Below are 25,026 nucleotides of genomic sequence, written 5' to 3' on the forward strand. Positions count from 1 at the left end.
TGCCATTTGGCAAGTGGCCTGATTGAGGTACTCCGTTCCTTTGCATGGTCATCGAACAACAATGTCATGGAACAAATCCCCCCTTTCATCCCCATCGTCTTCGGACTTACCATGCTGGTCGGTAGTTGGCTGTTCGCCAAAGCGACCCAGTACAGCCGATCTTTCCTGATAGTCATGACCGCCTGGATTATTTGCCAGTCGGTCTTGGGCCTTACTGGTTTTTATACCAGTATAGACCCCGGTCCGCCCCGGTTTCCACTGCTACTACTCCCCCCCCTTCTCTCGATCATTGCCTTGATGAGCATGGCGCGAGGTAAAGCCTTTATCAATCGTTTGAACATCAGAATGTTAACACTTTTTCACCTTGTCCGCATTCCCGTTGAAATCGTATTAGTATGGCTATTTACGTTTGAAGCCATTCCTCAATTAATAACGTTCGAGGGCCGGAACTTCGATATTTTCTCCGGGTTGTCAGCTCCGCTAATCTACTACTTCGGCTTTCAGGGCAATCGGCCTAACAAACCGTTACTTCTGGTCTGGAATTTTGCCTGCCTTGGCTTAGTAGTTAATGTCGTGATTAACGGGCTATTATCAGCACCCACTCCGTTTCAGCAATTTGCTTTCGACCAGCCTAATATCGCGATAGGTTATTTCCCCTTTAATCTGTTGCCTTCTTGCTTAGTGCCGTTAGTCATATTGGCTCATCTGACAACTATTCGGCAGCTACTCACTCAAAAAACGGTGCCAACTAACACTAAACTTATACAGCCATGAACCAGAAGATCCTCATCACCGCAGCTACTGGAAAAACGGGTTACGCGGCCACTACGGAGTTGTTAAGAGCAGGATACGCAGTAAAAATTTACGTCCGTTCCCGAAACGCGAAAGCGACTGAGCTGGAAAAACTGGGTGCAGAACTAGCAATCGGCTCATTGGATAATTTCCAGCAGTGGCAACGTGCATTAGTAGGCGTTAATCGGGTTTATTACTGCTATCCAATGATGAAAGGAATGCCCGAAAACGTAACCGTTTTTATTCGAGCCGCCAAGGAAGCGGGCCTTGAAGCGGTCGTATTTATGGGGCAACGCATCGCCGAATTTGCTGACACTGGTAGCCTGCTAACCAACGACATTCGGACGACTTACCGTTTATTGGAGCAATCGGACCTGCCAGTGATTTATTTTATACCGGGTTATTTTGCTGACAATGCATTTGTGGTCACGGAGTTTGTGTTACAACTTGGCTTGATGCCCAATCCGTTCGGCCACGGTAAAAACCCTTGGATTTCCACTGGCGACATGGGCCGATGCTTGGCGGCCTTGCTGCAAAACCCGGCACCTTACATTGGGCAAAGACTTTTCCCAACGGGGCCACAATCGATTTCTCCAACTGAAATGGCCATTATTTTCTCAGAGGTAAGCGGACGAAACGTCAGGGTGGTGCCGTCCCCGGAATGGCTCTTTCTGAGGGCGGGGATGATGCTCGGTGCGGATTTTGGATTTGATACCTTCAGCATCGTTCAGGCTACGTTCTACAACCGGCAAATGGCGCTAAATCGTTTCGACATATCACCTACTGACGTGGTCAAACGCCTGACGGGCCGCGAACCGGAAGATTTTTTGACCATCACCCACCAGTGTTTTGATAAATCGCCGTATCGGGTGCGTAATTTTTCCAATTGGTTTTCGGCCCTAAAAAAATTCATGGTGATGCCGTTAACGCGTGTGCCAAAGCCAGCTGAGTTAGCCGCATTGAATCGGTAGGGTTAGTATTTGGTTGGTGATTCAGGCAGTAGATTACTACTTGGGCACGTAAAGCATCAATTTGGCATAGATGTGGGATTATTGGTCAAATCAGTTAGCTTATCAACTGATCATTGCAGCGCACTTTTCCTATATCCAACTACATGATCTACCTTTTGAGATTATGTAGGATTTCTATGTAGTGTCGGCTAAATCTCTTTTTTAATCATACCTATACTCAAAATACGTTCCTTCTTGAGACAAATGGGCTTACAGGCGTTTGCAACTCTATTGGAGCATTTTTGTGAGAAATCGTCGTTTACCGTAGTTTGCTGAGTAATGCGTAGATTGGCTACCCCAAGTAGCCCAATTTAAAAAGCCACTTACTGATGACCAACCCACAAGCACTCAGTCGATTCTACCTTACCCTGGTTCCCTTTTTAGCCGCTGCTGTGGCGTTGGGCATCGGACACAGCAAACCTCAACTCTATCTACCCATCTGGCTGGTCCATGCCCTCCTGATGGCATTCGCCGTTTGGAGCTTGGGAAAGAACTGCTTCACCAATCCCGATCCTGAGCAAAGGCAACTCGGCACTATTGCCCTGTTGGTCATCATTCCTTGGATCGGGTTTACCGTTTTTGCGGGTATGGGCCCTCCGCCTACGTCCATACTCGAATGGGTCGAGACGGCTACCGAACAACAGATCCGCTATGCCCTGCTGATCGTGGGTGGAATACTGATCACGGCTGGTCTCGCCTTGCTGGCTAACAAACTCCGCCAAAGTGGGGAGAGGCAATACTGGTTACTTGGTTTACTGGCGTTGGGCATTGCCCTGCCTTTATTTATGGCTAACATGGCCTATTGGGGTAGCTTTTTAGTCGAATCGTTCACCAACTTTTCGGCTGCTTCGGTGGCCAAAAGGCCCGATTGGTACTTGTCCATGCGCGCCCTTTTTATCTGGATTAGCGCAGTGGAGGTAGCTCTTTTGTATTCGGCTACGGCTTCTTTTGGGGCAGCCTTACAATCGGCGGGCTGGTTCAAGATCGGTGCTTGCCGGGTCTATATTTTCTTGAGCCTAGTGGGCGCTTTGTTGAGTGTGCTGCCCACGTTTTCACTGGAACCGTTAGTGATTGCTACCTACTTAGTGTCGATCCCTGCTTTCCCCTTCATCATGCCCTATTTGATGGCACTTAATTTGTTGAACTTAGCTAATAGCAATTTTAACACAACTCCATGAACACTATCGTGTTTCACATGGGAGCGATTTATAAGCTATGAAAAAATAATACCCAAGATTCAGTAGTATATAAAAAATACTAGTATATTTGGGCATGAATACTACGTCTCATCAGCTACTTAAGGGCAGTCTGAGTGCCATCATCCTTAAACTGCTGGCCGACATCGAGTGGATGTACGGCTATGAAATTTGCCAAAAAGTCAAGCAAATCACCGACGGCCAGCTCAAGATTACCGAAGGGGCCCTTTATCCCGCATTGTACAAACTGGAAGCCGACGGTATGCTGATCACTAAAACTCAAATCGTAGAGGGCCGTACCCGTAAATACTATGCCATTGCTCAGGATCAACAAGGCAACGCAGTCGATCGATTGGCACAAATTGACCAGTTTCTCCATCAATTACAACGCATACTTACGCCTAGTGATCTCCATCAGCTTCCTACTCCCTAATCAACTTTACCGCTATGACTCAGGCTCAACAGGCTCGCATCACTACCTTTCTGACCCAACAATGTGACTTGATTGAAACCGTCTTTATTGACGAGATGAAGGACCATTTTGTGGCCTCCGTGGCAGCCCGGATGGCCGATTCGCTTTCGTTTGAGGAGGCACTTCAGCACACGATTGATGACTTTGGCGGGCCAACCAACATCCAGAAAATGGAATGGACCTATCGGCAGGTGTATTCGAAACGTCTGTTGCGGGACTGGTGGACCCTGGTAAAAAGCCAATTCGCTGCCCACAAACGAGTTCGAACGATACTTGTGGTCGGCTTTGTTACGTTTGCCAGCTTGTATTTTGGCTTGAATAGTGATTTTATAGGTGTACTCGGTGAGACGATGCTATGGAACTCAGTTCAATGGACAAGTAGTATATGGGCTCTCATGCTGAGCTGGTTTTTGCTCCAGGGAGTGGCTCCCCGGTTGAAGAAAGTGGGAGTCGTACGCTTCCCCGCCTTGTTGATCCGGTTGCTTACCTACTTGTTGTGGGCTGGGTCAGTGTTGCTTTACATAAGCCTTGGTGGTTTGGAGCTGTCTTGGCTGGTAAAAGGCTTAGGTTATACCGCTCTGTGGTCAGCGTCGGCTCTATTTTATCTAAGTCTGGTGGATTTCTCCAAGCAAACAGACCCCAACTCATGGTACCAAACCAGGTAGATACGAAATACCTATTCTAATCACTGCCTTACTAATCGCCCATTTTTAGTGACCATTTCCAAACTTCAGCCAGTTACGTCAATACTGTCTAGGCTTAGTCTCAAACTGCCATCTCGCAAATCAACGTATCATTTTCAACCAAAGCATGAGTTAGTGATACATCGTAGACCGCAAAGTGACGGATGAGTATTTAAACTGTAATAACTCGCGTCTGAGCGCTGATCTTACTTACATTGTCCGGATGTGCAGGAAGTATTTAGATCACCTTCCGTAAGGCCCCAGGAACGCTTAGGCGATCATCAATTAGTGCGGTTATATCTTATTTACCGACTGATCTGATTTTCTTATAGCTTCCACTTATGATGTAACACTTGTTTCCTACTGATAGTACGGATTCCATCCCTCATAAAAGCCACCAACTTTGATTGTTTAGTAAGGGTGCTTGCGGTACTACATTCGATAACATGAAGGTAGTTTGGTTTCCAAAGTTGGTGTTATTTCTATCGCTGCCAGGGCACATATGTCCCCGACCAAGTTTATTACTTACAGTTTTTCTGAGGTTAGGTTGTTATAACGGAATGGAATATTGAGAATGTTTACTCAAATATCTACCTTTCAATCGATCAGGAGGCAATAATAAAAGGGCTATGACTGCTTGAAGAGATTTAAGAGATTGATGTAACAAATTGGCAACTATTCTGATAACGCCCTAATCCTAAAGTCTAAGTGTATTCCAGCTACAACTGCTACAAATCAATTAGTTACCTTGATTGATGTGGACAAAAAACTAGTGTGTGTCCACGTAATTATCAATCAAGTATTTTGGCTTATCAGCAGGGTAAGCCAATAAGCCTGTCGATAAGCCACTTATAGGATTTACGATTGAGTTGAAAATTTGACTGATTGTTTATATATAATCTCATAAGTTTCTATAAGTCAGATACTTAGACTGTTGATGTGGACAAAAAACTAGTGGCGGCTGTACCGTCATATTGTGTGACCTTGTTTTTTTCCATTTCCTTCTTTGTTTTATCTAACTTTTGGACCAATTTTAGCTTTACAGCTTTCTAAAACCGTACCTTCAAATAACTTGTGAATCAATATATATTTTATTCTTTGATATTTACAGGTGTTTATAACTCCTTTATTATCAATCAGTTGAAGGGTGTTTTTGTGACTTTATGTGGACACAAAACTCGTTATTTGTGGACAGAAAACTCGTGAACTGTGGACAGAAGTTATTCACATTTGACCTGTAAAGTGGACATATTATTCGTAAAGTATTTTTATGCGTGGACAAAATACTAGTTCTTTGTGGACGTGACCACATTTGTATATATTTGTGGATAACCTAAGCAGGACCGCTATGAAGAAACAGATGCCTAGTAATCAACTTTCGTTACTTAAGCTCGACGCTAAAACAGAGATTCTGTTTCAGGCTAATGCGCTCACTAACGCGTATTACGATATGAGCGCGTTGCAAAAGAACATTCTGTATATGGTTCAGTCGCAAATTAAAAAGGATGATCCAGATGACCAACGGTATGTTGTACGAGTTAAGGAAATTATGACAATTACCGATACCGTTAACCCATATAAAAGTTTACAGCTGGCTACAGAGGGTATGATGCAGAAGATTATGAATATCCCAGTAGGGGGTAAGCTACTCCAGGTTGCACCCTTTTCATCGGTACTTTATGACTATGGAAAAGGAACCATGAGCTTTAAGATAGATCCCGATTTGCGTCCTTTTCTGTTCAATCTGGAGAAAGGACGGTTCACCACGTTTGGTAAGGAGCCTGCCATGAATCTACCGGGTAAATACTCTAAACGTATCTATGAAATGCTCTCGTCCTGGAAAAAGGCGGGGATTATGAAAATCAGCATTTTGGAATTGAAAACCCGGCTTCGACTTTATGATCCGGTGACCGAAATCGAGCAGTATGAAGACTGGCGCGATTTCAACAAACGAGTGTTGGTACCGGCTGTTAAGGACATTAATCAGGAGTCCGATCTATTTGTTGAATTTTTTCCGCAACGAGAGGGTAAACGAATTGCCCAGTTACGTTGGCTCATCAAAGTAAAAACTACAGTTCCTATTGAGATAAGTCCGACAGTGTCGGAACTACATGAGAAATTATTGACTCATTTTAAACTGCGGACTGATCAAATTGAGTACATACTGAGTAATTATGAGCCTGAGCTAATTAATAGAAAGCTCTACGAGATCCAGGTTCAGAATGCCAGTAAGAAGATTTCAAATATAGGGGGCTATACCGCAAAAGTGTTTGGCGTATTATGAATAGGGGATTTGTTGCCAAAAATTTTGGACATCCTTTTGCCAGGTTGCAATGCAAAACTAGTCGACCAAGTGCGTGGCTATGGCCTAAAGGCTATTTTTCATGATAGCACCGGTAAAATCAGTCAATAAACTAAGGGATGAGTTGGTAAACGTAGCATTAGTCAGATCGGCATAGGCAAATGAAGCATCTTTGAGCTGGGCTCCCCTAAAATCAGCACCTACTAGTGAACTTTGCGAAAAGTTTGCCCGGTTAAACTGAGCGCCGGCAGCCAGCAGGCTATCCAAATTTTGTCCCTGAAAGTCAGCATCTGATAGATCGATGTTGTTATCAATGGCCTGCTGAACAGCCATGGTCAGGGAATTCTCGGCTATATGTACTTCAGCGATTAGGTCGCCATCACAGGTTTGAAGGTAAAAGGTGTGCATTGATTCTTACGGTTTACTGCAGATTATAGTTGAACGTCCAATTCACTTACACGCTAAGCCTTTCTCGCTGGAAATAGTACTGACTGTCGGGTAGGGAGAGCCCTTGCTTTGTTCGCGTTAGTCCAACGTAGAGCATATTGATTTCTTCCAGGATACTCCCCGGATTTACCGGCTGACGATTGGGTTGTCCGCCCGCTTCGGCCTTTTGCTGCTGATTCAATAGGTCGATATAATCAGCTAATTTACGCTGATCAATGAAATCGTCGCATAAAGTGACCTGGTCATATTCCAGGCCTTTGCTGCGGTGCACCGTTGAAAAGATCAAATCCGCGTGCGGCCGAAAATGCTGGGCCAGGTGGGCCGTCCGGATCTGTTCGATGAAATGGGGTAAGTCATCGCCATACGTGAGCACGAGTTCCAGGGCCGTTTTCATCTGGCCATCACCCGTTTGATCGATGTAATCACCCAGCTCTTCCAGGGAACCCATGGAGCGTAGGAGTGGATTTTTTATTTCACGCTGCCGGTCTTGCTGTAATAAGACCATATCCAACAATCCCGCTCCGTTATCCATAAAGGTATATGTATCGAAGTTACCTTCGAAATAAACGCTTCCGATCACTTCCTGAATGCATAAGAGGTCAATAGCTGCGCTGACCAGCTGCAGATTGGTTCGCCCGATCAAGGCCTGTAGGCAGGTGGGTTCTGCTAAAATTGTCGCATCGTCGACGCTCATGCCCTCAATGGCCTGAGGGGTATAGGTTTCACCCAGAAAGGGATGAATAGGCTCTTTCAAGGATAAAGCGCGCCGGGCCTGGCAAGCAATACCGGGAGGAAATCGGAAGCTCTGCGTTAAACCATAGGCGTCAAAATCTACCTGATTCAGGCTGTTGACAGCGTGGCGGAACCCGTAAATTTGTTGATGGCTATCCCCTACAATGACCCGGCGCGCGTGCTGCTGCCGGCTGAAGACATCCAGCATCGTTGGAGAGGCATCCTGCCCTTCATCGAAAAGAATATAGTCGTAGCGCAACTGAGGCGCTAACAACTGAAATTTCTTCAAGTAATAATCATGGGTTACTTTCAGGCTTCGCTCGTCCATTTGATTCCAGAGCCAGATGGCACCGGCTTGGATAACCGCCCCAAAATAATCAGCGAACCGGCGGGATATCAGGGGATCGTAGCGGAGGAGGTGATTGTAGTTGAGGTCCTCGATCCGGGCAACGGGTTCATTACAGTACCACGCTAGCAGCCGTAAGCTGTGAGCGGCTACAGCTGTCCAGGGTGCTTTGCGACGTGTTGGGGGCATGCAACGGACAACGAGCGATTCGGTTTGCATTCGATTGGCCAGATCAAAAGCCGAATAGCTGCCACTGGCCAGCAATTCGCTGTTTTGTTTGATAACTCGCCCATAGGCTAGGGAATGCGCCGTGTGGATGGTAATGCCCCGTACGCCTTTTCGCGCGAAAGCTTGTTGAGCCTGCTCGCGCACGGTTCGGTTGAAGGCTAGATAAAGGCCGCGGCTACCCGTTTTTTGACGCCTGGCATACTCAATCAATGTGGTTGTCTTTCCCGATCCAGCCACGGCGTTTATCTTCATATCGGTTTGACAGTCGACAATCGCTTTCTGTTCCTGCGTTAGGGCATACCCATTTGCCTGAGACTTCAGCGCTAACCGAGGGGTAGGGGGGCGGTTAACCGACCCGAAGCTTACGCCAGCAAAACGGTCGAGTAGGGACCAGTTCCAAGTATCCATGTTCTTATCGTTTTAAAAGTATCCGGGTCACGGCAGACCGGGTCACCGCACCGGCGGAACGGCCAGACCGGGTCGCATCAGGCCGGTCGTTTGATTATTTTTCGTAATTGACTCCTTAGCGCTTGACATTTTGAAAAAGAATATACATTCACGCCAATTTTCAAATCGTATTACTGGGTTTAAACACCCTTAGCTTTATTTACCTATGCTCAACGTCCTAATTACTAAAGTCAAACCCCATATCTCTCCTCTGCTGGTGTTACTGCTGATCGGTCAATTTACAGCCTGCAAAAAGGGAGGGGTTTCCCCAGACGGCGATCCTGACGCGCTGACGCTGAAAGCCCAGCAAACAGAATTGCTCAATGATGCCAGTTTGCCCGTCGCGGTATCGGGTACTTACCAGGCAGTCGTCATCCGCTGGGAGCGATTCAACAATTCGGACTACAAGAATGAAGGATTCTTGACCTACGATACTCCAGCCATCGAAAGCAAATATTACCTGCAGGTAGATCCTACCATCGGCAAAGATTCCATTCAGCTTACGTTTTGGGGGAACGGGTACGGCGGTGAGATTCCTAAGCGAAATTTGGGTCGTTTTAAAGTAACCCAGGTTTTTAACCGTACCAAGTCGGGAGATGAGGCCACCGGGTATACCCTGGATAGCTGGCAGTTTGGCAGTGCCCTCGATTTGAATCAGATTCATGTTGCCCGCATGGGATATGCCACTAAAACCGAGTTGAGTTACGGCATGACCTTGTGCCGGATACTGGATAAGTCCAGGGCCGACTATGGTCAGATCGCGGTGAATATTACGGGGCAATCGGACCCCACGTCGAATCCCCGTAACCTCAACCCGTGGGGCCATTTTACCTTCACGCGCCGATCGCCGGGGACGCTGTTGAACCGCTAAAGGAGTCGCGCTGGTCATTCTATGATCGTTGTATCTGATAGTAAAATACGCATAAAGCAGGGGCTTTTTGAAAGGTTTCTGCTTTTTTTTTGGTCGCATAAAGAAATGCTTTAACTTTCTTTTCCCTGTTATAAAATATTAATGAATTGGTGAGGTTAACGTAATTGTGGGTCAGCAGCAAGTTTGGGATAAAAGCGCCATCAAAACACAATAAAAGCCTGATTCTAAATGAATTACCAGCTTCATATACTTATAGCGTCTTGTATTATTCTAAATCTTCCCTGCTGGGTCTGAGCTTTGCTCTTCGGATGACGGACGAACGTACACGTGATGCAAGTACATATCGGTGCGAATAGGAAAGCCCTCCAGGTAGCGATGAATTACTTTGTTTTGATACGGATCAGGCTGGACGATGGATTCCAGATCGATGAAAACGATATTGTAGCGAATCTGCGCTACGGCCTGGGTCCGGCCTTTACTACGATCTTTTTCGTACTGATTTTTTAGTAAATGAACCGTTTCGTTAGCCATTCGGTAGCCATCCGTTGGGTCCTCTACTAAATACTTATAGTTCAACGTGTTGTAAATATAATCTTTATGATAGTTTGACAGGGCTATGTCATAGCGATCCGGATGCTGGGCAATTTGTTTCCACTCATTAAGTTCATCCTGCACGACTCTGTGCTGATCGGTGGGTACATCGAACAACGTTTGTGTATCGAGTTTGTCCAGATCCTGCTGCAATTTCTGAATCACCTCCTGAATCGTGTCGAGTTTGGTTTGACGGGTAATTTTTTCGGCTTTTTTGAGAAAATACCGATGTGTTCGAAAGAAGGTGAGCCGACAGGCAGGTTTTCGCAGATTGATTAATTTAATGGTCCGGCAATCAAACTCTTCCCAAGGGTAAAAAAGGGGTGCATGTTCACGGCTTATGTAGCGAAGCTCGCAATCATCGGGTTCTGGCCCCTCAAGATTCCAGCCTTCGGGCCGCAGGCGTGGTACTTGCTGAATGCATTTTAGCAGTTCAGCACTCATATACAAATAATGATCGCTTTCATAGACTTTTCGTTTTGGTCTCCGCTTTGGCTTTTGTTCCTCATTTTCCATGATTGCTTGATACCCACCTGGTTTTAGTATGTTGCGCAATATTACACTTGAAGGTAAATATTACAATTGATTGCTAATCATTTTCTGACAATTTTATCTAATTTCCTCCAACCAGTTGAGTCATAGCCTTACCTATCCACCGATCTTTTAGTTTTTTTTCTAAGCCACCTGTCTTTTTATAATTTAAACTTACTTTTTACTACTTTTTACTGATTGAATAGATAATACGGCTAAAAAAACTTCTTGCTAACTAATTGATTTTGAATAACATATGATAACTAAATTTATAGTTCAGTGACTAATTCGCTAAGATTTACCGCCTTTGTAAGACAGATCCGCTAACCTCAAGCGACAGTTTCGCTAGCGTCAAACGACAGATTCGCTAATCTGTCGCGACAAATTCGCTCATTTCACGCGACAGATTCGCTAGAAACTGAACGAATACTATGACAAATCCGCTAAGCAAATTCCGGTTTATCCACATGTTTGCTTGACTGTTAGAGCCCTAGTTTACCGCGATAAAACCACACATGCTGATTCCGAACGCATGGGGCACATCAACCAACTCCAAGAAATGCAGCCGAAAAAAAAATTATACTAGCTTTGCAACTATAGATCTTTGAAATATTTATTGGTGACAAATGTTTCAGTTTGTCATTTGCGAACCGAAAAAAAAATTATATTTGACCATATATTTAGGGGTAACAGAAATATTTTCTTGTTCGTATGTCATCAACATCAGATATCACATCCCAGCCCTTGCCGCTGAAACAGATCCTGTCTAAATCCCAGAAGCGTCCCGTTAAGCAAAAACGAAGCAATCCCCCGGTGGTGGTTTCCTCAGCGGTTCAGCTGAATCTGTTCGAATTTTTCGAGCAGGGGTATACGCCAAATAACACCAAAGCGAATTACTCAGTCGAGTTAAATCAGGCCTTTCGTCAGCAGATGTTTCGGGAACCCATGCGCTTACTCCAGGCGCTGCCCAAGCTCAATGTGCTGGAACGACGGTTATACTGGCTTGTACTGGGGGCGCTAAAAAATTATCAATATCTCCAGCAGGCAACCCCCCAGAGTGAACCCCTACTTGAACAACGATTGTCTTTTCAGTTTCACCGATCCCGCCTGCGGCCTTGTAAGGATGAAACCGCAACGGTGAATATTAGCGTAACCGATGTAAAAAAGACGCTGGGTTCTTTGTCTGAGAAACGAATCAAATGGGTCAATCCCAAAGGCGATCAGGTGTCGGTTCACATCTTTGATACGCAGTACCTGATGGGTGAAGGGATGATGGTTTTGGAATTGAATCCGAAACTGACGGAGGCCTTTTTGAAGCTGGGTAATGATTTTGCTCAGTTTAATCTCCAGAAAGCACTCTTACTTAAAAAAGAGTATTCGCAGCTTTTGTATAGCTACTTCTCCCGACATCAGTGGCGCGGAAAGTGGACGATCGCCATTGAGGATTTCCGGAAATTAATGGACGTACCCAATCAAAACGACAGAAAAAGTGACTACAAAGGGAGTTACGATCGATTTGCGAACATTAAACGACGGATGATTGAACCGGCCATAGCTGAAATACTACCGCTGGGAGATATGAAGATAACCTACCAAGTACAATCAGTCAATCGCCAGGTAACGCACATTCAGTTCACCATCTGCTCAACAGCGGCTAAGCAGGTCAATGATAAAGATCCGGCGGCAAAAGCCCGGTTGGAAAAGCTTCTTGGCGTCATTGATATGATGAGTTATGCGGATAAACTGAGCTTCACAGCCAAGACACTCCACGAATATTACCCTAAGCTCCAGCCGTGGCAAAAAGATCGTATCCTGGCGGAGCGGAAATTACTGGACTTATTCCTGAGGGCAGACGCGTACGTAGAAGCAGGTTACGTGCAACAGGAAAAGCATGAGGCTTACGTTGCAACCAGTGTATTTAACCGTTCGGCCAACGGAAGCACCTCCTCGACCAGGCATATGGCCCTGTAGGTTTTTGTCAATGGGTGTCCCACAGCCTACACGCTATTTCGTCTAAACCTCCTGCGCTCCCCCTTTTCAAAACATTACCTAGTCACGGCTATGGACATAACACCCACCCAGCGCGGCATTATGCTTCTGGTTTTTACTGGCCTGATCGGTTGGCTCATCTATTACTGGTGGATGTTAGCCGGTGGCCGGCAGCCGTCAAAACGGCAGCCTACTTCCTATAATTTGGATAACCAATCTGACCGCCGCTTAAACCAGGCCCTGCATTCCCTGCGAGAGTTTCAGCAGCAACCTATTTTAGAATCCGCCCGATTAAATTTCCTGCGTCAACTCGAAGCAACGGATTTACATGACCTGATTCTACTGGCCCTCTCGGCGGTAAATTACGTCGTTCGCATGGATGAACCGGCGCTCCGCTATGAGCTTCCTCCTCTGCAGGTGACTGAACCCAACAGTGATTTTGTGGTACTCGACAACACGGGGGCGCTACCTACAAAACCATCCTACAAAGGGCGGTTAAGCCGACCCATGAAAGAGGTCATGATGAATCTTGAACCATGTATTGAGTCGGGTAATGTATTTACAGCAGACGGCCGACCGGTGCTGGTATCCATTCAAACAGAGGGGAATACCTATTCCCGGTATGGATTTAGTCGGCTAAATAAAGCGTGTGAGCTGGAAAACCTGATGGGACTTTTAATCTACCTGGGTACCTCACCCTTGACATCCGCACCCGTGTCACCAGTTGTCATTTTGACAGGAGGTGAACTGTTAGCCATCCTTGATGGACTTGAGCCGTAGAGTAACTACCACTAAAACAAATAAACAACATGGTCGCTCAGCACAAAATAACTGTCAGCGTAGATGACCGAAAAAAAACGCGTTCCCTGCCCGCAGGGCGGTCAGCCGATTACACCTGGACATGGCTAATTGCTGGATTCATTTTTCTGGCATTCCTATGGCATTGGTTTAGACCAATGATTGATGCGGCCTGGCTAATGGTTGACAAATGGCGGGTATTCCTCCATTACCATTGATCAAAATGTCTTAGTTAAACAGCAAAACTATGAAAGCCGAGACAATTAAACTTCCCATTGACCTGTACCGTCAGTACTTAACGTTGACGGATGAACAGCTGAACCAGGCTGTCCTTGTTATTGAAACGTGTCGTCAGCGTGGAATTTTCTCTTCCCTAACGCGGCCAGTTGACTCCTTTAAGCCTGGATTATTTGATTCTGCCTATTCCCGCTCTTGGCACGATCAGTTCAGTGAACATTCTGCTCGTCACACCTATTTTGTCGAATCTAATATTCGCTATTTCACGGCCTTGCTGTTAACCAATCTCATGGATAACTGGGGCCTGCACCCTGATGAAATTAATGAGGAATTCTATCATCTCCTTTTAGAAACAAAACCCGTATTCGACGCTCAATATAAGAAGCAAATTAATGGCTTGAGGGCCCCTATCTTCGAGGCAGAAATGGATTTGGCGCTGCTCCGCTTTGTTGACTCTACCATTTGCTGTCAGTTAATACCCCGTAAAAAAATGTCGGCAGATGAAGAAGTTGAATGCTTCAATGAGGGGAATGCCGAACTGGAGCCTACCCTGAGTATATCGGATTATATTGCCGAAGAAACACTAGAATCGCTGCTAGTATCTAGTAGTCAGGTTACGGCCAACAAATTTCTAAAAAAAATCAGCCCGAATTTACTTGGCTCATACGATCCACTGGATTTCAGTGCTCCCCTGTCGCCTCCTGAAGAAGATACGGCCATCAAACAGGGCAGCTTAGCCAATCTTAACCGATTAAACACGGAGGAGTTAATAAATCGATTAGCTGAATCTGACATCGATTTATTAAGTAGTATACCCTGGCATTCCATTCAGGCTTGCCCCAACTGTTTTAGTCGAGCGTTAGCTGAACGGAAAAAAGAAACGGATGAAGGCACTCATTACTGCTCAGCGTGTCGCAAACGCGTGAGGCCAGCTTATGTGCCTTTTTATACTGAAAACTACACGGCCGATCCCCATATTGCCGTTACCAAACACCGACGTCACCTTACTAAGCTAATAACGGATAAAATAGCCGGTCTTAAACGACTGGAATCATTAAAAGTATCTGGCTGGAAAAGGCGCTGCTATTTTATTAGTTTAGATCATATTGACGAAAAAGCATATAAGGACCTTGCATTATTGTACGAAGCGTTTTACGACGATTATACCGCTGACACACCAGATGCCAAACTGCAAATTCAGCTCTGCTCTAACGGAGGTAACGTCTTTCAGGCCAAACGAATTAGTGCGCTTATCAATGCTAATCAACACATAACGCATGTTCAAGGCAATGTGCTGAACAGTGCGGCTTTCGATATTTTCTTTACGGTAACCTGCAGCCGTGAGTTAACTCCGTACGCACAGGGAATGTATCACTTGGCCCGATCGGCGCACTTCGTGTTGGAAAATGGGTTAGTTCCAAGCTGGCAACAAACAATCAACGGGGAAGAGTCGCTGGCGTTATGTGAACAGGTTGGCATGACTGAAGGGGAAGTTGGTCGCATAAAATCAGGTGAGGACGTTTACTTTACCTATGCACGGTTGAACGATTTTCTCGAACAGTCAACTGCTCACAAACCAATTTCAAGAGATATTTCAAACGCTCATTCATACGCGGCTGACATAACAGCTATTGCTAAGCGGTTCACAGGTAGTAATTAAGATTAATGGTCTTATACACTTTAAGGCTTATTATAACTCGCCTCCCACCCATAAGTGCTAGGTTTATTAGTCAAAATGGGGAAGAGTCCGCTGGTCCGGAGGAGTATCAGGCTACTGTAAACAGTAATCAAGTCTACTTATTTTATCTACTATGAAACCTTTTGATGGTACTCTCATTTTCACTCGGCTGGCTCCGCTGCTCAACTTGATTATCCCGGACATTCCGCTCCGGCCGTTCTTTTCCCGCCTGATTATTGCTTTTCTGACCACTCAAACGATTGGAGCATTAGTCACACTGGGGCAGTCAATGCTGGGCAGTCCCAGTGATGACACCTGGCAATATTACCTGTTTCTGGCGCTGGAAATGATCCAATACGGTTGTTGGTTCTGGAATGTCTGGTACGGAATTCGGCTACTATTTACCTGGGTTATACCACTCGATGCCAAAGGTATCCTGACGGCGGACTCTGTTGGGTTAGCCATATCGCTTGGTTTTCTATTGTTTATGGTTAATGCGGTTTCTTCACTGCAAGATCAAACGTACTCCTTCACGATCCGATTAGTATTAATCGCTGCCTTCACGATTAGCATCGCCCTGCCAATGATTTGGAAAAAAGCTACCTAGTAAACTAGTGCTCTTTAGAACAATAAATGGGATACTGATGTGTCAGTATCCCATTTATTGTTCTAAAGAGCACTAGTTGATTTTTGGTTAGTCCATACTAGCAGTAAGCGTAGCTGTGGTAAATAAGCTTTTTTTGTGCGTACGACCTAACAATGGTTTTTCAATTAGGAACCAGGATAACGTGGCTGTACTGATTAGTAGCACTGAGTAAAATATAATTTCGGTGAATCCATTAACTGAACGAATGTGCAGGATGTCAGCCGTTCTCAACCAGGCCTGGCGACCATAGCTTTGCTGCGGGGCATGAATAGTAAAGATTAGATTATGGTATAGATACAACCCGTAGCTGATCCGGCCAATGTATTGACAAACGGGATTCAACAGAAGCAGCCGACCCAGCACGCCAAGGGGTTGATGACAATAGCCAACCAAATATCCCCCGTAAAGCGATACCGTAAAGCGTAAGCCAGCGGCCATACCTGGCGAATAGAATAATCCCCGACCGGTAAGCTGCCAGAGCAGGCCAGCCAAAATAACCGACGGCCAGGCGATGAATAAACTGTTTAACAGGATCGATGAGCTGAAAAATGATTGGCACTGTTCAGGTCTGTATAACCAGTACCAGGCAACGAGTAAGCCTATGCCATACCCATCCAAACAGCCTGGTAGTAGGCAGTAGCTGGCTGGCCACCAAATCGCTGCGGGAAAAAGAAGGTAACTGCTGCTCCGGAAAAATAAACTGATGATGATCAGGATCAATCCAAGCTTGGGCAGCTGCTGGCTGGGCGTCAGCCATATCAAGAAGGGCATTAGAATGTATAACTGTTCCTCAACCGACAAAGACCACAGGTGATCCAGATGAGGAACCGGATGAGTAACCAGAAAAAAATTGGCGGTATAGGTAAAGAAAGGTATACCCTGATGCCGGATCACGGAATCACCCGCCACCAGTAAGACTGACAAAGCAAGAAAATAAATTGGGAAAATACGCCAGGCTCGGCGCCTTAGAAAGGGGGTCAAAAACCGTCGAAAAGAAAACCGTTCATCACCTCTATCAACCCGCTGTTTTTCAATTAATAAAATACGACTGATTAAAAAGCCGCTTAAGACAAAGAATAGCGAAACCCCTGCGTTTCCTACCATACCGTAATCGTGCATTCCGTCAACCCAATGATCAAGTATCACAAGACCAACGGCCCAGGCCCTCAAACCTGTCAAAGCAGGAAAGTATCGTATCGTGGTTGTTGGCATAACATTGAGTATTTTTATAGACTGTAAATTATTCTATAACCTTGCATATGGGTAGTAATATTAGTTTTTTTTCGGTCAACATTGGTGAATATTTTAAACTATTATCAAAAGTAAACTACTTGGGAAAGTGTAAATGCCAAAATCCACAATCAAGAAAAACGCCTGATTCCTTATCAATTAGCTGAACTGGGCTAATAGTTTACCTTCAAGGTGGGTCACTGGCGCGAGTACTTTACCATAAGATCCTCAGACTTATACATTGCCATACGTAACTTAATAGCAAAATTACTTGATCGCTTAAACGGTAGTCGAAACACAAATGGGGGCAAAATCATGAAAGCACGACTAATAAAGGTGGTAAAGCCCCCCGGTTAATATTAAAAATAGCTTTATGCTTACCTCAGCTTGTATAGCCTCACGACCGTAGTTATACGTTAAGCGGCATAAAGGTTGGCCACAATCAGTTGACAGATGTTAAGATAGTTCATGAAAACAACCGCAGGCATAATCAGATTTCACTTTACCAGTGTAGGCGACCGGGCTTCTTACTTCACTATGTTGCGTACATATCGTCAGCAGCTCCTGTATTATCACGGTTCTGTATTTCCTGACTTTAATACGGATGGCAGTTTGCTTCTAACCAAAAAAGCCCGTTTCCGCTATGAGAACGAGTATTTTCTCAAACATGCTGAACGCCTTCCAGTAGACCCAATTTTATTATACAATGCCTTCATGCCCTGTCTGAGCTGGCAACATCTTGTGGATACCCGCATAACCCATGATGGAACAAATTGGGAATTAACTCTTCAATTGAATGATGCATGTCGCTCCTTCGGTCATGATACAAACACCGGTGAGTTTGACGAATGGGTTAGCCACCTGGAACTTATCATTCATAGACCGCTGGTGGCCAGTGGCGTTTACTACTAATATAACTACCAACGACTTGTTAATTAAACCAGTACGAAGCGCTCTGGCTATTAACATGCTTACGATTAAGTAGATAGGACATTAAAAACCATCAATAATACGACCTGCCAGGCAATTTGAATAACTAAACGTTACCGAAAATGAAAGACGACACAGTTAGTTTGCAATTTTTTATCGGATGGTATCATGGGGTAAATACCGAAATACACATTGCTCAGAACAAAGGGTTGTATTACCGATCTTCATTCCCTTTCCAGTCCACAAGGTTTAAGGAACTGGCGGAACCTGTTAATGTAGATAGCTCCGCGCTACTTGAGCTGGTAAAGCCCTGTTTGATTTGGCAGAGTAATTATGAAAGCCCACTCATGGACGGTATTCAATGGAGTTTATCAATCCTCATCCAAACAACGAGGCTAAAATGCATTGGTTCAAACGCATACCCTGAGGATTTCAACAACTTTGTGCTCGGCCTGGAACAAGTGATTGGAAAACCTATTCGTTAAGGGTTGATTCTTCAATTAATATCTTGTCCGAAAACTAGCCGGAGGTTTTTGTGGACGATTTCTGAGATGACTCGTCCTGAAAAGTATTGACCGTTTGGTGGTTATCCATCTTTTTATTGACCAGTAATTTAACCCCTATTTTTATCATCCGCCATAGTGACCACCTGCTTTTGGGGATAATAATTTTTCCATCTCCGCTTGAGCTTTTTTTCCCCGTTGTACGCCTGGTCCGGGACCAGCATATCACAGCTCATGTGGGGCCGTTTGTAGTTATAAAGAAAGACGGACTGCTCTAAAACCAGCTCAGCATGGACTAACGAGTACACCGCTCGATGAGCCAGATACTCATTCTTTAATATGCCATTGACTCGCTCGGCAATAGGGTTCTCCAGCGGGTCACCCGTCTCCGTCATACTAATCTGAACATGATAGGTATCTAACAACCCAATATAAATAGCGCTGCAGTACTGAAGGCCCCGATCAGAATGATGAATCAAGGCTTTAGCCGTTCGCTTCTTTATTTTCTTAAGAGCCATTTCTAGAGCTGCTTTGCAATGAACAGCACCCAGAGTTGGGGCTACATTGTAGCCCATGATTCGTTTGGAATAGGCATCAGTTACCAGCGAAATATAAAAGCATCCACCCTGAGTAAACCAATACGTGATGTCCGATACCCACACCTGGTTAGGTCTTTCTACGACTAAATCCTTGATCAGGTTTGGATATTTACGAAACGGATGGCCTGAAAAGGTAGTCTTTATTTTTCGTCGACGCCTTCGGATCAGCATCTTATGCCTGGCCAATAGCTCGAAAAAAGCATCCCGACCCAGTTTTATTCCCCTTTCCAAGAATTCATCCTGCAACAAATAGTAGAGTTTTCGCCCACCAATCCTGGGATGTTGGCGACGAATGGGCCTAACCAGACGCAACACATTTAAGTCGTCGTCTACCTGCTCATTCTGGCGTTGCCAGTATTGGTAGTAACCCTGCCGGGTAAACCCAAGCACATCCTCTAGCCGCCGAATCGAAATGTTGGGATGATTCGTCAGCATGAACCGGATGGCTTGGTAACGGACCGGGCCACGGCGGCTTTTTTTCGATATCCACCCCTAACTCATGCTTGGCTATTCGCACTAAAGTGGAATAGTAAAGTGCCTTGAAATTAGCCTCCTCTAATTGCTCTTCTAAGGCTAAGACCTTAGCGCGTAATTTATCTTCCTGGGATTTTGTCTTTGACTTCGGGAGGCTGGTTGGTTTTGGTGGAGGGGGCGGCTGCTCGAAATCAATTGGGGCCGTATGCTTGTTGGCCTCGGCTTCCTCTTCAATTTTCCTTATCCAGTGCATGACCGTCTTACGATTAACTTTTAGACGTTCCGCAGCTTGGTCGATGTTCAGTTGACCGAGCAGAATTTGGGCGACAATCTGGCGCATGACACCTTCTGGTTGTTTCATGCGTAGTTTAACAAGCCTGTCCATAAATTGGCTATTTATGGTCAATGTTTTCCAGGACAAGTCAGACACGGCTGGCTACACCGATATTATCTTTGCGTTGTTCGATCTACTGGGGCTTTTGTTCTCGCCCCGCTTACGGGATATCGCCGATCAGCGGCTATGCAAAATCAAAGGCAAGGACTGGACTTACCCAGGGTTGAAGTTCACGGGAACCATCAATCCCGATTACATTGAACGGCACTGGGATGAGTTGCTGCGGTTGGCCGGGTCGGTTCAATCGGGTGAGGTAGCAGCCTCATTATTCATCCGCAAGCTTCAGGCCTATCCTCGTCAAAACAACCTGACCTATGTGCTCCAGGCCTATGGCCAGCTGATCAAAACGATTTTTATTCTGCGTTATCTCCAGAGTAAACCGTTGCGTCGGCGTATTCATGGCCAGTTGAACAAAGGGGAAGAACTGAACGGTCTTCGGACCTGGTTATGGTTCGGCTCCGATGGAGTGATCCGGCGCAAACAGCACGAGCAGCAGCTGGAATCAAGCTGGAGTCTTACTATTGTAGCGAATTGCGTTGTGTTATGGAACACGGTGTATATGCAGGAAGTGCTACGGCAGTTGGCATCGGAAGGCTATATGGTTGATGAGACACATTTTGAGCATCTATCGCCCTGCCGCTTTGAACACATCAACCGATTGGGGAAATACAGCTTTGAAAATGGAACTGGGTTTGATAGTGGACATCGGCGGCCCTTACGTCGTCCTGATAAGGAATAACTAATGTCTTAGTTGATTAGCGTGTAAATCTGCCCCGTTGGAAGAAGAAGGCGTGGTATAATCGCCGACGGCGGCATTCAAGCCTGAACTACCAGACCCCGGCCCAACAGGAATCCTATTTTTACACCGCTCCGATGGCTGCCTGAAAAAATCTCCAGTGTACTGTTGCAAGTCCAGTCTACAGCATACAATCACTTTTTAAGCACTACATTTCCATCTTTATCGGTGATCGTCCCATGAACAACCAGGGGCGATTGCCCTTCCCGTAGTAACGCACAACGCCCGGTGAGCGTGTAGCCATCCGATAAGGGAACAGACTGAACAGCGTCCATATTCAGTGCCAGTTCAACCGTTTTTTCGCCTGGAATCTGGACGACTACCCGAAAGCTTCCAGCTGGAGATGGCAACACCTGCGTGGCGATGTCGGGTATTTTTTCAGTGGCCGATGGGTACAATATCCAGGCAAATATAGATGATGTGCCGCTCATTTTCGTGCGGTATTCAGCGCAGTACGACGGCACCCGCTGGTTATAACGCTCACTGTACCAGCCTTGTACGTAGGGCGTTTCCTGCCCTTTAATTAACGAGACCGACCACGCATCCGTGGCAACCGGCACTACACACAGATTGCCTGTTCCGAAATCATTGGTGCGGACCGACAACCCGTTTGTAATGACGGAACAGGCGGGATTGAAATGCCAGTAGGCGGTCAGGTTTCGCGGATTATCAGTCTGTATCTGATCGACGACAATCCAGTACCGGTTTTTTAGATAAACAACTGCCCGAGTGTGACGTCCGGGTACTCCCGTTGAACTGACTGTCGGTGCCGGGGAGGCTACGCCGGGATTTTCATCGTTGAAACCACCCTGATAGGTTCCCAGGCTAAAATCCACTTCGGGCTGCACGCTGTAACTCGAATCGGCGAGGGGGGAAGTAACCTCGGGCAGGTATCTGTTCTGCCCTTTGCCATCCAGCGCGATCACATTATGGGATGCCGACAGGTTAAAAAACCGGCGCCACTTGTCGATTTTGTAGTACATCCGCCCGGCATCACACAATATTTCCCGCCCATTCGCATAGACTGACAGATGCAGTTTATCATTATGCTGATGCGACGTGCCCCAGGGGCCATTGTCAAAGAAGGCATACTGATCTTTCCCAGCTGTTTCGCCCCAGCCGTTTCGCATAATAAGGTGCCCCGCCCACGGAAACAGCCTGGAGGTTTGGGCCGGTCGGTTCCCTGCTTTACCCTGCGTAAATACATACTGCCAGTCGGGCCGCGGGAAACGCTTGAGTAAAGGTGTAAGGATTTCGAAGTTATTGAGCAAATCCGCATCGTTGTTCAGCAGGCCGAACCCATCCGGGCGGGCTGTATACACCATATAGTTAATCATGTTGTCAACAATCTGGGCGAATCTGGGCGACAGCGATTTGGAATAGGTGTTGTGGAGGTCGAGGTACGCCAAAAAATTCCGAACCACTACCCACTGGTAACTGTTTGTAAGCTCCTTCATGGCCCCATCCGGGTAACTCTGGAACTCAAATTCTTCGCCCATGCTCTCCAGCGCGTGTTTATACCACTCGTCGGCGTGTTTAAATTCAGGAAAACACAAGGCTACCCGCGTCAGTCCATTCAGTTCCATCACGCCGTGATTGTGGTGAACCCAGTGAAACTTACGAACATACGTGGCTTGGTCGTATATAGACATCAGCATCAATAATCGGGCAACCGGCGTAAACGATGGTACCTGCTGAAGACCGTAGAACGCCGTCGGCCAGGAGCCAAACAAGCGTAACCCGACTTCCAGCACCCGCCAGGTTGCGTTAGTCATATTGCTGTCGGGCATTGGATTACTGCTTACCCAATCGATAACCAGCCGGTTAACGTCTTCTGCATAGGTGGAATCGCCGGTCTAGCAGTAGGCCGTCCGTAAACTTTCGAGATAACCCATCCGATTCAGGAAGTAAGCCCATTCGATGTCATTGTTCGGTCCTTTATGAAACCAGTTCAAATGATCAGTCGCGCGGGACGGTACTGAATCGGTAATGCCCTGAAATGTAAAGACATTCTTACCAGCAAGTTTGGCTTCTGTCTGGACAGATTGGCTAAGTGGCTCACTACAGGTACGAAGGTGCGGGTTGGTGCCGTTGGTCCGATAATAGTCCAACAGGGCCTGACACGCTTTGGGCCAGTCCTTTTTATCGACGGCCTGCCTGACCGGGTTCAAACCAGGGTAACCCAGGTTAATCTGGTCAAAAAAGGCAACGACTGCCGCCGTATTCTGTCGGCAGAACTCACCAACCGACAGCCGAGCCGACTTGTTAAGTTGTAACCGGGACGTTAACTGTCCGAACGAGTACGTAACGGCTGCTACCAATAGGAATACGGTAGAAAAAGCAACGGGGAGCCAGCTTCGGCCGGTAGTTCGGTATGACATACGAAAAGCAGTAAATGGTAAGGGTGATTTGCGCGCCAATCAGCTTATTGTTTGGCGCGCCCGCCGAACCTGTTCGCAAAGCTTAATAGCCCGTTCGGTGAGCCGGGAGTACTCTCCGGATTCGATTTCGTGTCTATCGGTCAACGCACCCCCAACGCCTACCGCGCAGGCCCCGGCCCGAAGCCAGTCGCCCACATTGTCGGCCGTCACGCCCCCGGTAGGCATGAGCCGTAATTGGGGCATGGGAGCTTTTATCGCCTTTAAAAAGGGAATGCCAAGTACCTCCGCCGGAAAAACTTTCACTACGTCGGCACCCTGTTCAAAGGCCGTCAAAATCTCGCCGGGCGAAAATGCGCCCGAAAAGATGGGTACATCGTACCGATGGGCCGTCTGAATGACGCTCTTTCGGGAAACCGGCGTGACAAGAAACTGCGCCCCAGCCCGGATTACAGTTTGCGCCATTACTGAATCAAGCACCGAACCGGCTCCAATCAGAACGTGCGGATACGTCTCCCTGATTGTTTCAATCAGTCGTAACGCGCCGGGCGACCCAACCGTAATTTCGAGTGCCTGGATGCCGCCCGCCTGTAAGGCATCGACGATAGCCAACGCTCCCGCTTCCTTATTTAACCGCAGAATGGCGACAATGCCTTCCTGAATGATTTTGTTCACCGTATCGATTCGGCTCATGGTTGGTTATCGCTTAATAAGTCCCCTGATGTCGCCGTTGGCAACCTCCAGAATCTCTCGTTCCGAAAGCAAATTCAAATCGCCGGGAATCGTATGTTTCAGGGCGGAGGCTGCTGCGGCAAACTCGATTGTTTGCGTATGATTCCACTGTTGCCCCAGGCCGTGCAGGACGCCGGCCGCAAATGCATCGCCACCGCCGAGCCGCTCGACCACCTCAATCGGGTAGCACCGGCTGTCATAAAACTGCTGGTTCTCATGCAGGATGCCTCCCCAATTCTGGCGCGCCCCCGACGAATGGTCCCGAATGGTAAGGGCTATCCGGTCAAATGAATGATACTGCAGGAGTATCGACACGGCCTCGCGGGCGCTTTCCTGATGGTCCTCCCACCGCCGGGCAGAGCCTGGGTTCCAGTCGAATATATCGGCAACGGACCCGACGTTGGCAAACAGTAGATTTACGTAGGGCAAAATCTGGTCAAAGGCCAAACGGGCAGCCTCCCGGCTCCAGAGTGTTCGCCGGAAATTGAGGTCAAACGCCACCTGAACCCCCAGTTTGTGGGCGGTAGCCAGCGCGGTCAGGCACTCCTGCCGACAGCTTTCGGACAAGGCGGGCGTGATTCCCGTCAGCATCAGCCAGTCGTTCCCCGCGAGTGTTGACTCCCAGTCGAAATCACCGGCTTCCACCTGGGCAATGGCCGAACCTTCGCGGTCGTAGGTTACCTGTGTGGCCCGGAGTGAAGCGCCATACTCAATAAAATACGTACCTACCCGCCTGCCACTTCGCCGAATAAACTGCGTGTCGACGCCAAACTGACGCAGGTTGTTGACAGCCGCCTGACCGATTCCATTGTCGGGAAGACAGGTAACAAAACGGGCGGTATGACCCAGTTTGGCCAGCGAAACCGCGACGTTGGATTCAGCACCGGCAAAATCCATTCTCAGGGCGTGTGTCTTTTCCAGCCGTTCGAGCGGAGCGAGTGGCGACAGCCGCAGCATGATTTCACCAAAACAAACTAGAGAGATAGGCATAGTT

22 protein-coding genes and 3 pseudogenes are annotated in these 25,026 nt (G+C 46.8%); 14 read left to right on the forward strand and 11 right to left on the reverse strand.

Annotated features, from left to right (window positions below; all coding sequences use genetic code 11):
- Positions 1-66 precede the first annotated feature (66 nt).
- The 5 genes from ACYU87_RS24010 (at position 67) to ACYU87_RS24030 (ending at position 4,135) form a co-directional block, all read left to right on the forward strand.
- Positions 67-774: a hypothetical protein gene (locus ACYU87_RS24010; protein ID WP_461136578.1), complete on the forward strand. Its 708-nt coding sequence runs from the start codon at positions 67-69 to the stop codon at positions 772-774.
- On the forward strand, positions 771-1,763 hold the full coding sequence (locus ACYU87_RS24015) for an NmrA family NAD(P)-binding protein (protein ID WP_461136579.1): 993 nt from the start codon (positions 771-773) through the stop codon (positions 1,761-1,763). The genes ACYU87_RS24010 and ACYU87_RS24015 overlap by 4 nt, the downstream gene beginning before the upstream one ends.
- 368 nt (positions 1,764-2,131) lie before the next feature.
- Positions 2,132-2,980 carry a hypothetical protein gene (locus ACYU87_RS24020; protein ID WP_461136580.1) on the forward strand — a complete coding sequence of 283 codons (849 nt, stop codon included), beginning with the start codon at positions 2,132-2,134 and terminating at the stop codon, positions 2,978-2,980.
- Between the two features lie 94 nt (positions 2,981-3,074).
- Positions 3,075-3,431, forward strand: coding sequence for a PadR family transcriptional regulator (locus ACYU87_RS24025; protein ID WP_461136581.1), 357 nt, complete (start codon positions 3,075-3,077; stop codon positions 3,429-3,431).
- Positions 3,432-3,445: 14 nt separating this feature from the next.
- Positions 3,446-4,135 carry a hypothetical protein gene (locus tag ACYU87_RS24030; protein ID WP_461136582.1) on the forward strand — a complete coding sequence of 230 codons (690 nt, stop codon included), beginning with the start codon at positions 3,446-3,448 and terminating at the stop codon, positions 4,133-4,135.
- Between the two features lie 403 nt (positions 4,136-4,538).
- On the opposite strand, the pseudogene ACYU87_RS24035 reads toward ACYU87_RS24030, so the two are convergent.
- Positions 4,539-4,664 (reverse strand): annotated as a pseudogene (locus ACYU87_RS24035) (DNA/RNA non-specific endonuclease); the annotation flags it as partial.
- 849 nt (positions 4,665-5,513) lie between these two features.
- Between ACYU87_RS24035 and ACYU87_RS24040 the strand changes: the two are divergent.
- Positions 5,514-6,437 carry a replication initiation protein gene (locus tag ACYU87_RS24040; RefSeq protein ID WP_461136626.1) on the forward strand — a complete coding sequence of 308 codons (924 nt, stop codon included), beginning with the start codon at positions 5,514-5,516 and terminating at the stop codon, positions 6,435-6,437.
- An 84-nt stretch (positions 6,438-6,521) separates the two neighbouring features.
- On the opposite strand, the gene ACYU87_RS24045 is transcribed toward ACYU87_RS24040, so the two are convergent.
- Both ACYU87_RS24045 and ACYU87_RS24050 read right to left on the reverse strand, forming a co-directional pair.
- Positions 6,522-6,863: a pentapeptide repeat-containing protein gene (locus ACYU87_RS24045; protein ID WP_461073699.1), complete on the reverse strand. Its 342-nt coding sequence runs from the start codon at positions 6,861-6,863 to the stop codon at positions 6,522-6,524.
- Between the two features lie 46 nt (positions 6,864-6,909).
- The gene (locus ACYU87_RS24050) at positions 6,910-8,616 is read right to left on the reverse strand and encodes a UvrD-helicase domain-containing protein (RefSeq protein ID WP_461136583.1); all 1,707 of its coding nucleotides are present in this window, start codon (positions 8,614-8,616) and stop codon (positions 6,910-6,912) included.
- A gap of 205 nt (positions 8,617-8,821) precedes the next feature.
- On the opposite strand from ACYU87_RS24050, the gene ACYU87_RS24055 reads away from it, so the two are divergent.
- Positions 8,822-9,526 carry a hypothetical protein gene (locus tag ACYU87_RS24055; RefSeq protein ID WP_461073701.1) on the forward strand — a complete coding sequence of 235 codons (705 nt, stop codon included), beginning with the start codon at positions 8,822-8,824 and terminating at the stop codon, positions 9,524-9,526.
- A gap of 270 nt (positions 9,527-9,796) precedes the next feature.
- Here the strand turns inward: ACYU87_RS24055 and ACYU87_RS24060 are convergent, their stop codons facing one another.
- On the reverse strand, positions 9,797-10,561 hold the full coding sequence (locus tag ACYU87_RS24060) for a hypothetical protein (protein ID WP_461136584.1): 765 nt from the start codon (positions 10,559-10,561) through the stop codon (positions 9,797-9,799).
- A gap of 798 nt (positions 10,562-11,359) precedes the next feature.
- Here ACYU87_RS24060 and ACYU87_RS24065 point away from each other — a divergent pair.
- The 4 genes from ACYU87_RS24065 to ACYU87_RS24080 all read left to right on the forward strand — a co-directional run bounded on the left by ACYU87_RS24065 (position 11,360) and on the right by ACYU87_RS24080 (position 15,957).
- The gene (locus ACYU87_RS24065; RefSeq protein ID WP_461116838.1) at positions 11,360-12,619 is read left to right on the forward strand and encodes a RepB family plasmid replication initiator protein; all 1,260 of its coding nucleotides are present in this window, start codon (positions 11,360-11,362) and stop codon (positions 12,617-12,619) included.
- 90 nt (positions 12,620-12,709) lie between these two features.
- A complete protein-coding gene (locus ACYU87_RS24070) occupies positions 12,710-13,417 on the forward strand; it encodes a hypothetical protein (protein WP_461136585.1) in 708 nt (235 codons plus the stop codon).
- A gap of 265 nt (positions 13,418-13,682) precedes the next feature.
- Positions 13,683-15,332 carry a hypothetical protein gene (locus ACYU87_RS24075; RefSeq protein WP_461116841.1) on the forward strand — a complete coding sequence of 550 codons (1,650 nt, stop codon included), beginning with the start codon at positions 13,683-13,685 and terminating at the stop codon, positions 15,330-15,332.
- Positions 15,333-15,483: 151 nt separating this feature from the next.
- Complete coding sequence (locus ACYU87_RS24080) at positions 15,484-15,957, forward strand: hypothetical protein (RefSeq protein ID WP_461116842.1); 474 nt, start codon at positions 15,484-15,486, stop codon at positions 15,955-15,957.
- A gap of 87 nt (positions 15,958-16,044) precedes the next feature.
- Here the strand turns inward: ACYU87_RS24080 and ACYU87_RS24085 are convergent, their stop codons facing one another.
- A complete protein-coding gene (locus ACYU87_RS24085) occupies positions 16,045-17,208 on the reverse strand; it encodes an acyltransferase family protein (protein WP_461116843.1) in 1,164 nt (387 codons plus the stop codon).
- Positions 17,209-17,694: 486 nt separating this feature from the next.
- On the opposite strand from ACYU87_RS24085, the gene ACYU87_RS24090 reads away from it, so the two are divergent.
- Both ACYU87_RS24090 and ACYU87_RS24095 read left to right on the forward strand, forming a co-directional pair.
- The gene (locus tag ACYU87_RS24090; RefSeq protein ID WP_461116844.1) at positions 17,695-18,138 is read left to right on the forward strand and encodes a hypothetical protein; all 444 of its coding nucleotides are present in this window, start codon (positions 17,695-17,697) and stop codon (positions 18,136-18,138) included.
- A 140-nt stretch (positions 18,139-18,278) separates the two neighbouring features.
- The gene (locus ACYU87_RS24095) at positions 18,279-18,641 is read left to right on the forward strand and encodes a hypothetical protein (RefSeq protein ID WP_461136586.1); all 363 of its coding nucleotides are present in this window, start codon (positions 18,279-18,281) and stop codon (positions 18,639-18,641) included.
- 128 nt (positions 18,642-18,769) lie between these two features.
- Here ACYU87_RS24095 and ACYU87_RS24100 read toward each other — a convergent pair whose 3' ends face one another.
- Positions 18,770-19,693: an IS3 family transposase gene (locus ACYU87_RS24100; RefSeq protein WP_461116847.1), complete on the reverse strand. Its 924-nt coding sequence runs from the start codon at positions 19,691-19,693 to the stop codon at positions 18,770-18,772.
- A complete protein-coding gene (locus ACYU87_RS24105; protein ID WP_461116848.1) occupies positions 19,596-20,093 on the reverse strand; it encodes a hypothetical protein in 498 nt (165 codons plus the stop codon). The genes ACYU87_RS24100 and ACYU87_RS24105 overlap by 98 nt, the downstream gene beginning before the upstream one ends.
- Positions 20,094-20,154: 61 nt before the next feature.
- Here ACYU87_RS24105 and ACYU87_RS24110 point away from each other — a divergent pair.
- Positions 20,155-20,865: pseudogene (locus ACYU87_RS24110) on the forward strand (Tn3 family transposase); the annotation flags it as partial.
- 191 nt (positions 20,866-21,056) lie between these two features.
- On the opposite strand, the gene ACYU87_RS24115 reads toward ACYU87_RS24110, so the two are convergent.
- The 4 genes and pseudogenes from ACYU87_RS24115 to ACYU87_RS24130 form a co-directional block, all read right to left on the reverse strand.
- Positions 21,057-22,193, reverse strand: coding sequence for a heparinase II/III family protein (locus tag ACYU87_RS24115; protein WP_461136627.1), 1,137 nt, complete (start codon positions 22,191-22,193; stop codon positions 21,057-21,059).
- A 3-nt stretch (positions 22,194-22,196) separates the two neighbouring features.
- Positions 22,197-23,303, reverse strand: a pseudogene (locus tag ACYU87_RS24120) (heparinase II/III family protein); the annotation flags it as partial.
- A gap of 39 nt (positions 23,304-23,342) precedes the next feature.
- Complete coding sequence (locus ACYU87_RS24125) at positions 23,343-23,993, reverse strand: bifunctional 4-hydroxy-2-oxoglutarate aldolase/2-dehydro-3-deoxy-phosphogluconate aldolase (RefSeq protein WP_461136587.1); 651 nt, start codon at positions 23,991-23,993, stop codon at positions 23,343-23,345.
- Between the two features lie 6 nt (positions 23,994-23,999).
- Positions 24,000-25,022 (reverse strand): PfkB family carbohydrate kinase, encoded by a 1,023-nt coding sequence (locus tag ACYU87_RS24130; protein WP_461136588.1) that lies wholly within the window; start codon positions 25,020-25,022, stop codon positions 24,000-24,002.
- Positions 25,023-25,026: the final 4 nt, after the last annotated feature.

The sequence above is a fragment of the Spirosoma lituiforme genome (genome assembly GCF_054776635.1).

Excerpts from the sequence above, each read along its gene's own strand:
- ACYU87_RS24045 (WP_461073699.1), bottom strand. The coding sequence starts at position 6,863 with ATGCACACCTTTTACCTTCAAACCTGTGATGGCGACCTAATCGCTGAA.
- ACYU87_RS24075 (WP_461116841.1), top strand. The coding sequence starts at position 13,683 with ATGAAAGCCGAGACAATTAAACTTCCCATTGACCTGTACCGTCAGTAC.
- ACYU87_RS24040 (WP_461136626.1), top strand. The coding sequence starts at position 5,514 with ATGCCTAGTAATCAACTTTCGTTACTTAAGCTCGACGCTAAAACAGAG.
- ACYU87_RS24090 (WP_461116844.1), top strand. The coding sequence starts at position 17,695 with ATGAAAACAACCGCAGGCATAATCAGATTTCACTTTACCAGTGTAGGC.
- ACYU87_RS24105 (WP_461116848.1), bottom strand. The coding sequence starts at position 20,093 with ATGAAACAACCAGAAGGTGTCATGCGCCAGATTGTCGCCCAAATTCTG.
- ACYU87_RS24055 (WP_461073701.1), top strand. The coding sequence starts at position 8,822 with ATGCTCAACGTCCTAATTACTAAAGTCAAACCCCATATCTCTCCTCTG.
- ACYU87_RS24130 (WP_461136588.1), bottom strand. The coding sequence starts at position 25,022 with ATGCCTATCTCTCTAGTTTGTTTTGGTGAAATCATGCTGCGGCTGTCG.
- ACYU87_RS24065 (WP_461116838.1), top strand. The coding sequence starts at position 11,360 with ATGTCATCAACATCAGATATCACATCCCAGCCCTTGCCGCTGAAACAG.
- ACYU87_RS24100 (WP_461116847.1), bottom strand. The coding sequence starts at position 19,693 with ATGCTGACGAATCATCCCAACATTTCGATTCGGCGGCTAGAGGATGTG.
- ACYU87_RS24070 (WP_461136585.1), top strand. The coding sequence starts at position 12,710 with ATGGACATAACACCCACCCAGCGCGGCATTATGCTTCTGGTTTTTACT.
- ACYU87_RS24050 (WP_461136583.1), bottom strand. The coding sequence starts at position 8,616 with ATGGATACTTGGAACTGGTCCCTACTCGACCGTTTTGCTGGCGTAAGC.
- ACYU87_RS24030 (WP_461136582.1), top strand. The coding sequence starts at position 3,446 with ATGACTCAGGCTCAACAGGCTCGCATCACTACCTTTCTGACCCAACAA.
- ACYU87_RS24020 (WP_461136580.1), top strand. The coding sequence starts at position 2,132 with ATGACCAACCCACAAGCACTCAGTCGATTCTACCTTACCCTGGTTCCC.
- ACYU87_RS24085 (WP_461116843.1), bottom strand. The coding sequence starts at position 17,208 with ATGCCAACAACCACGATACGATACTTTCCTGCTTTGACAGGTTTGAGG.
- ACYU87_RS24025 (WP_461136581.1), top strand. The coding sequence starts at position 3,075 with ATGAATACTACGTCTCATCAGCTACTTAAGGGCAGTCTGAGTGCCATC.
- ACYU87_RS24060 (WP_461136584.1), bottom strand. The coding sequence starts at position 10,561 with ATGAGTGCTGAACTGCTAAAATGCATTCAGCAAGTACCACGCCTGCGG.
- ACYU87_RS24095 (WP_461136586.1), top strand. The coding sequence starts at position 18,279 with ATGAAAGACGACACAGTTAGTTTGCAATTTTTTATCGGATGGTATCAT.
- ACYU87_RS24080 (WP_461116842.1), top strand. The coding sequence starts at position 15,484 with ATGAAACCTTTTGATGGTACTCTCATTTTCACTCGGCTGGCTCCGCTG.
- ACYU87_RS24015 (WP_461136579.1), top strand. The coding sequence starts at position 771 with ATGAACCAGAAGATCCTCATCACCGCAGCTACTGGAAAAACGGGTTAC.
- ACYU87_RS24125 (WP_461136587.1), bottom strand. The coding sequence starts at position 23,993 with ATGAGCCGAATCGATACGGTGAACAAAATCATTCAGGAAGGCATTGTC.
- ACYU87_RS24010 (WP_461136578.1), top strand. The coding sequence starts at position 67 with ATGGAACAAATCCCCCCTTTCATCCCCATCGTCTTCGGACTTACCATG.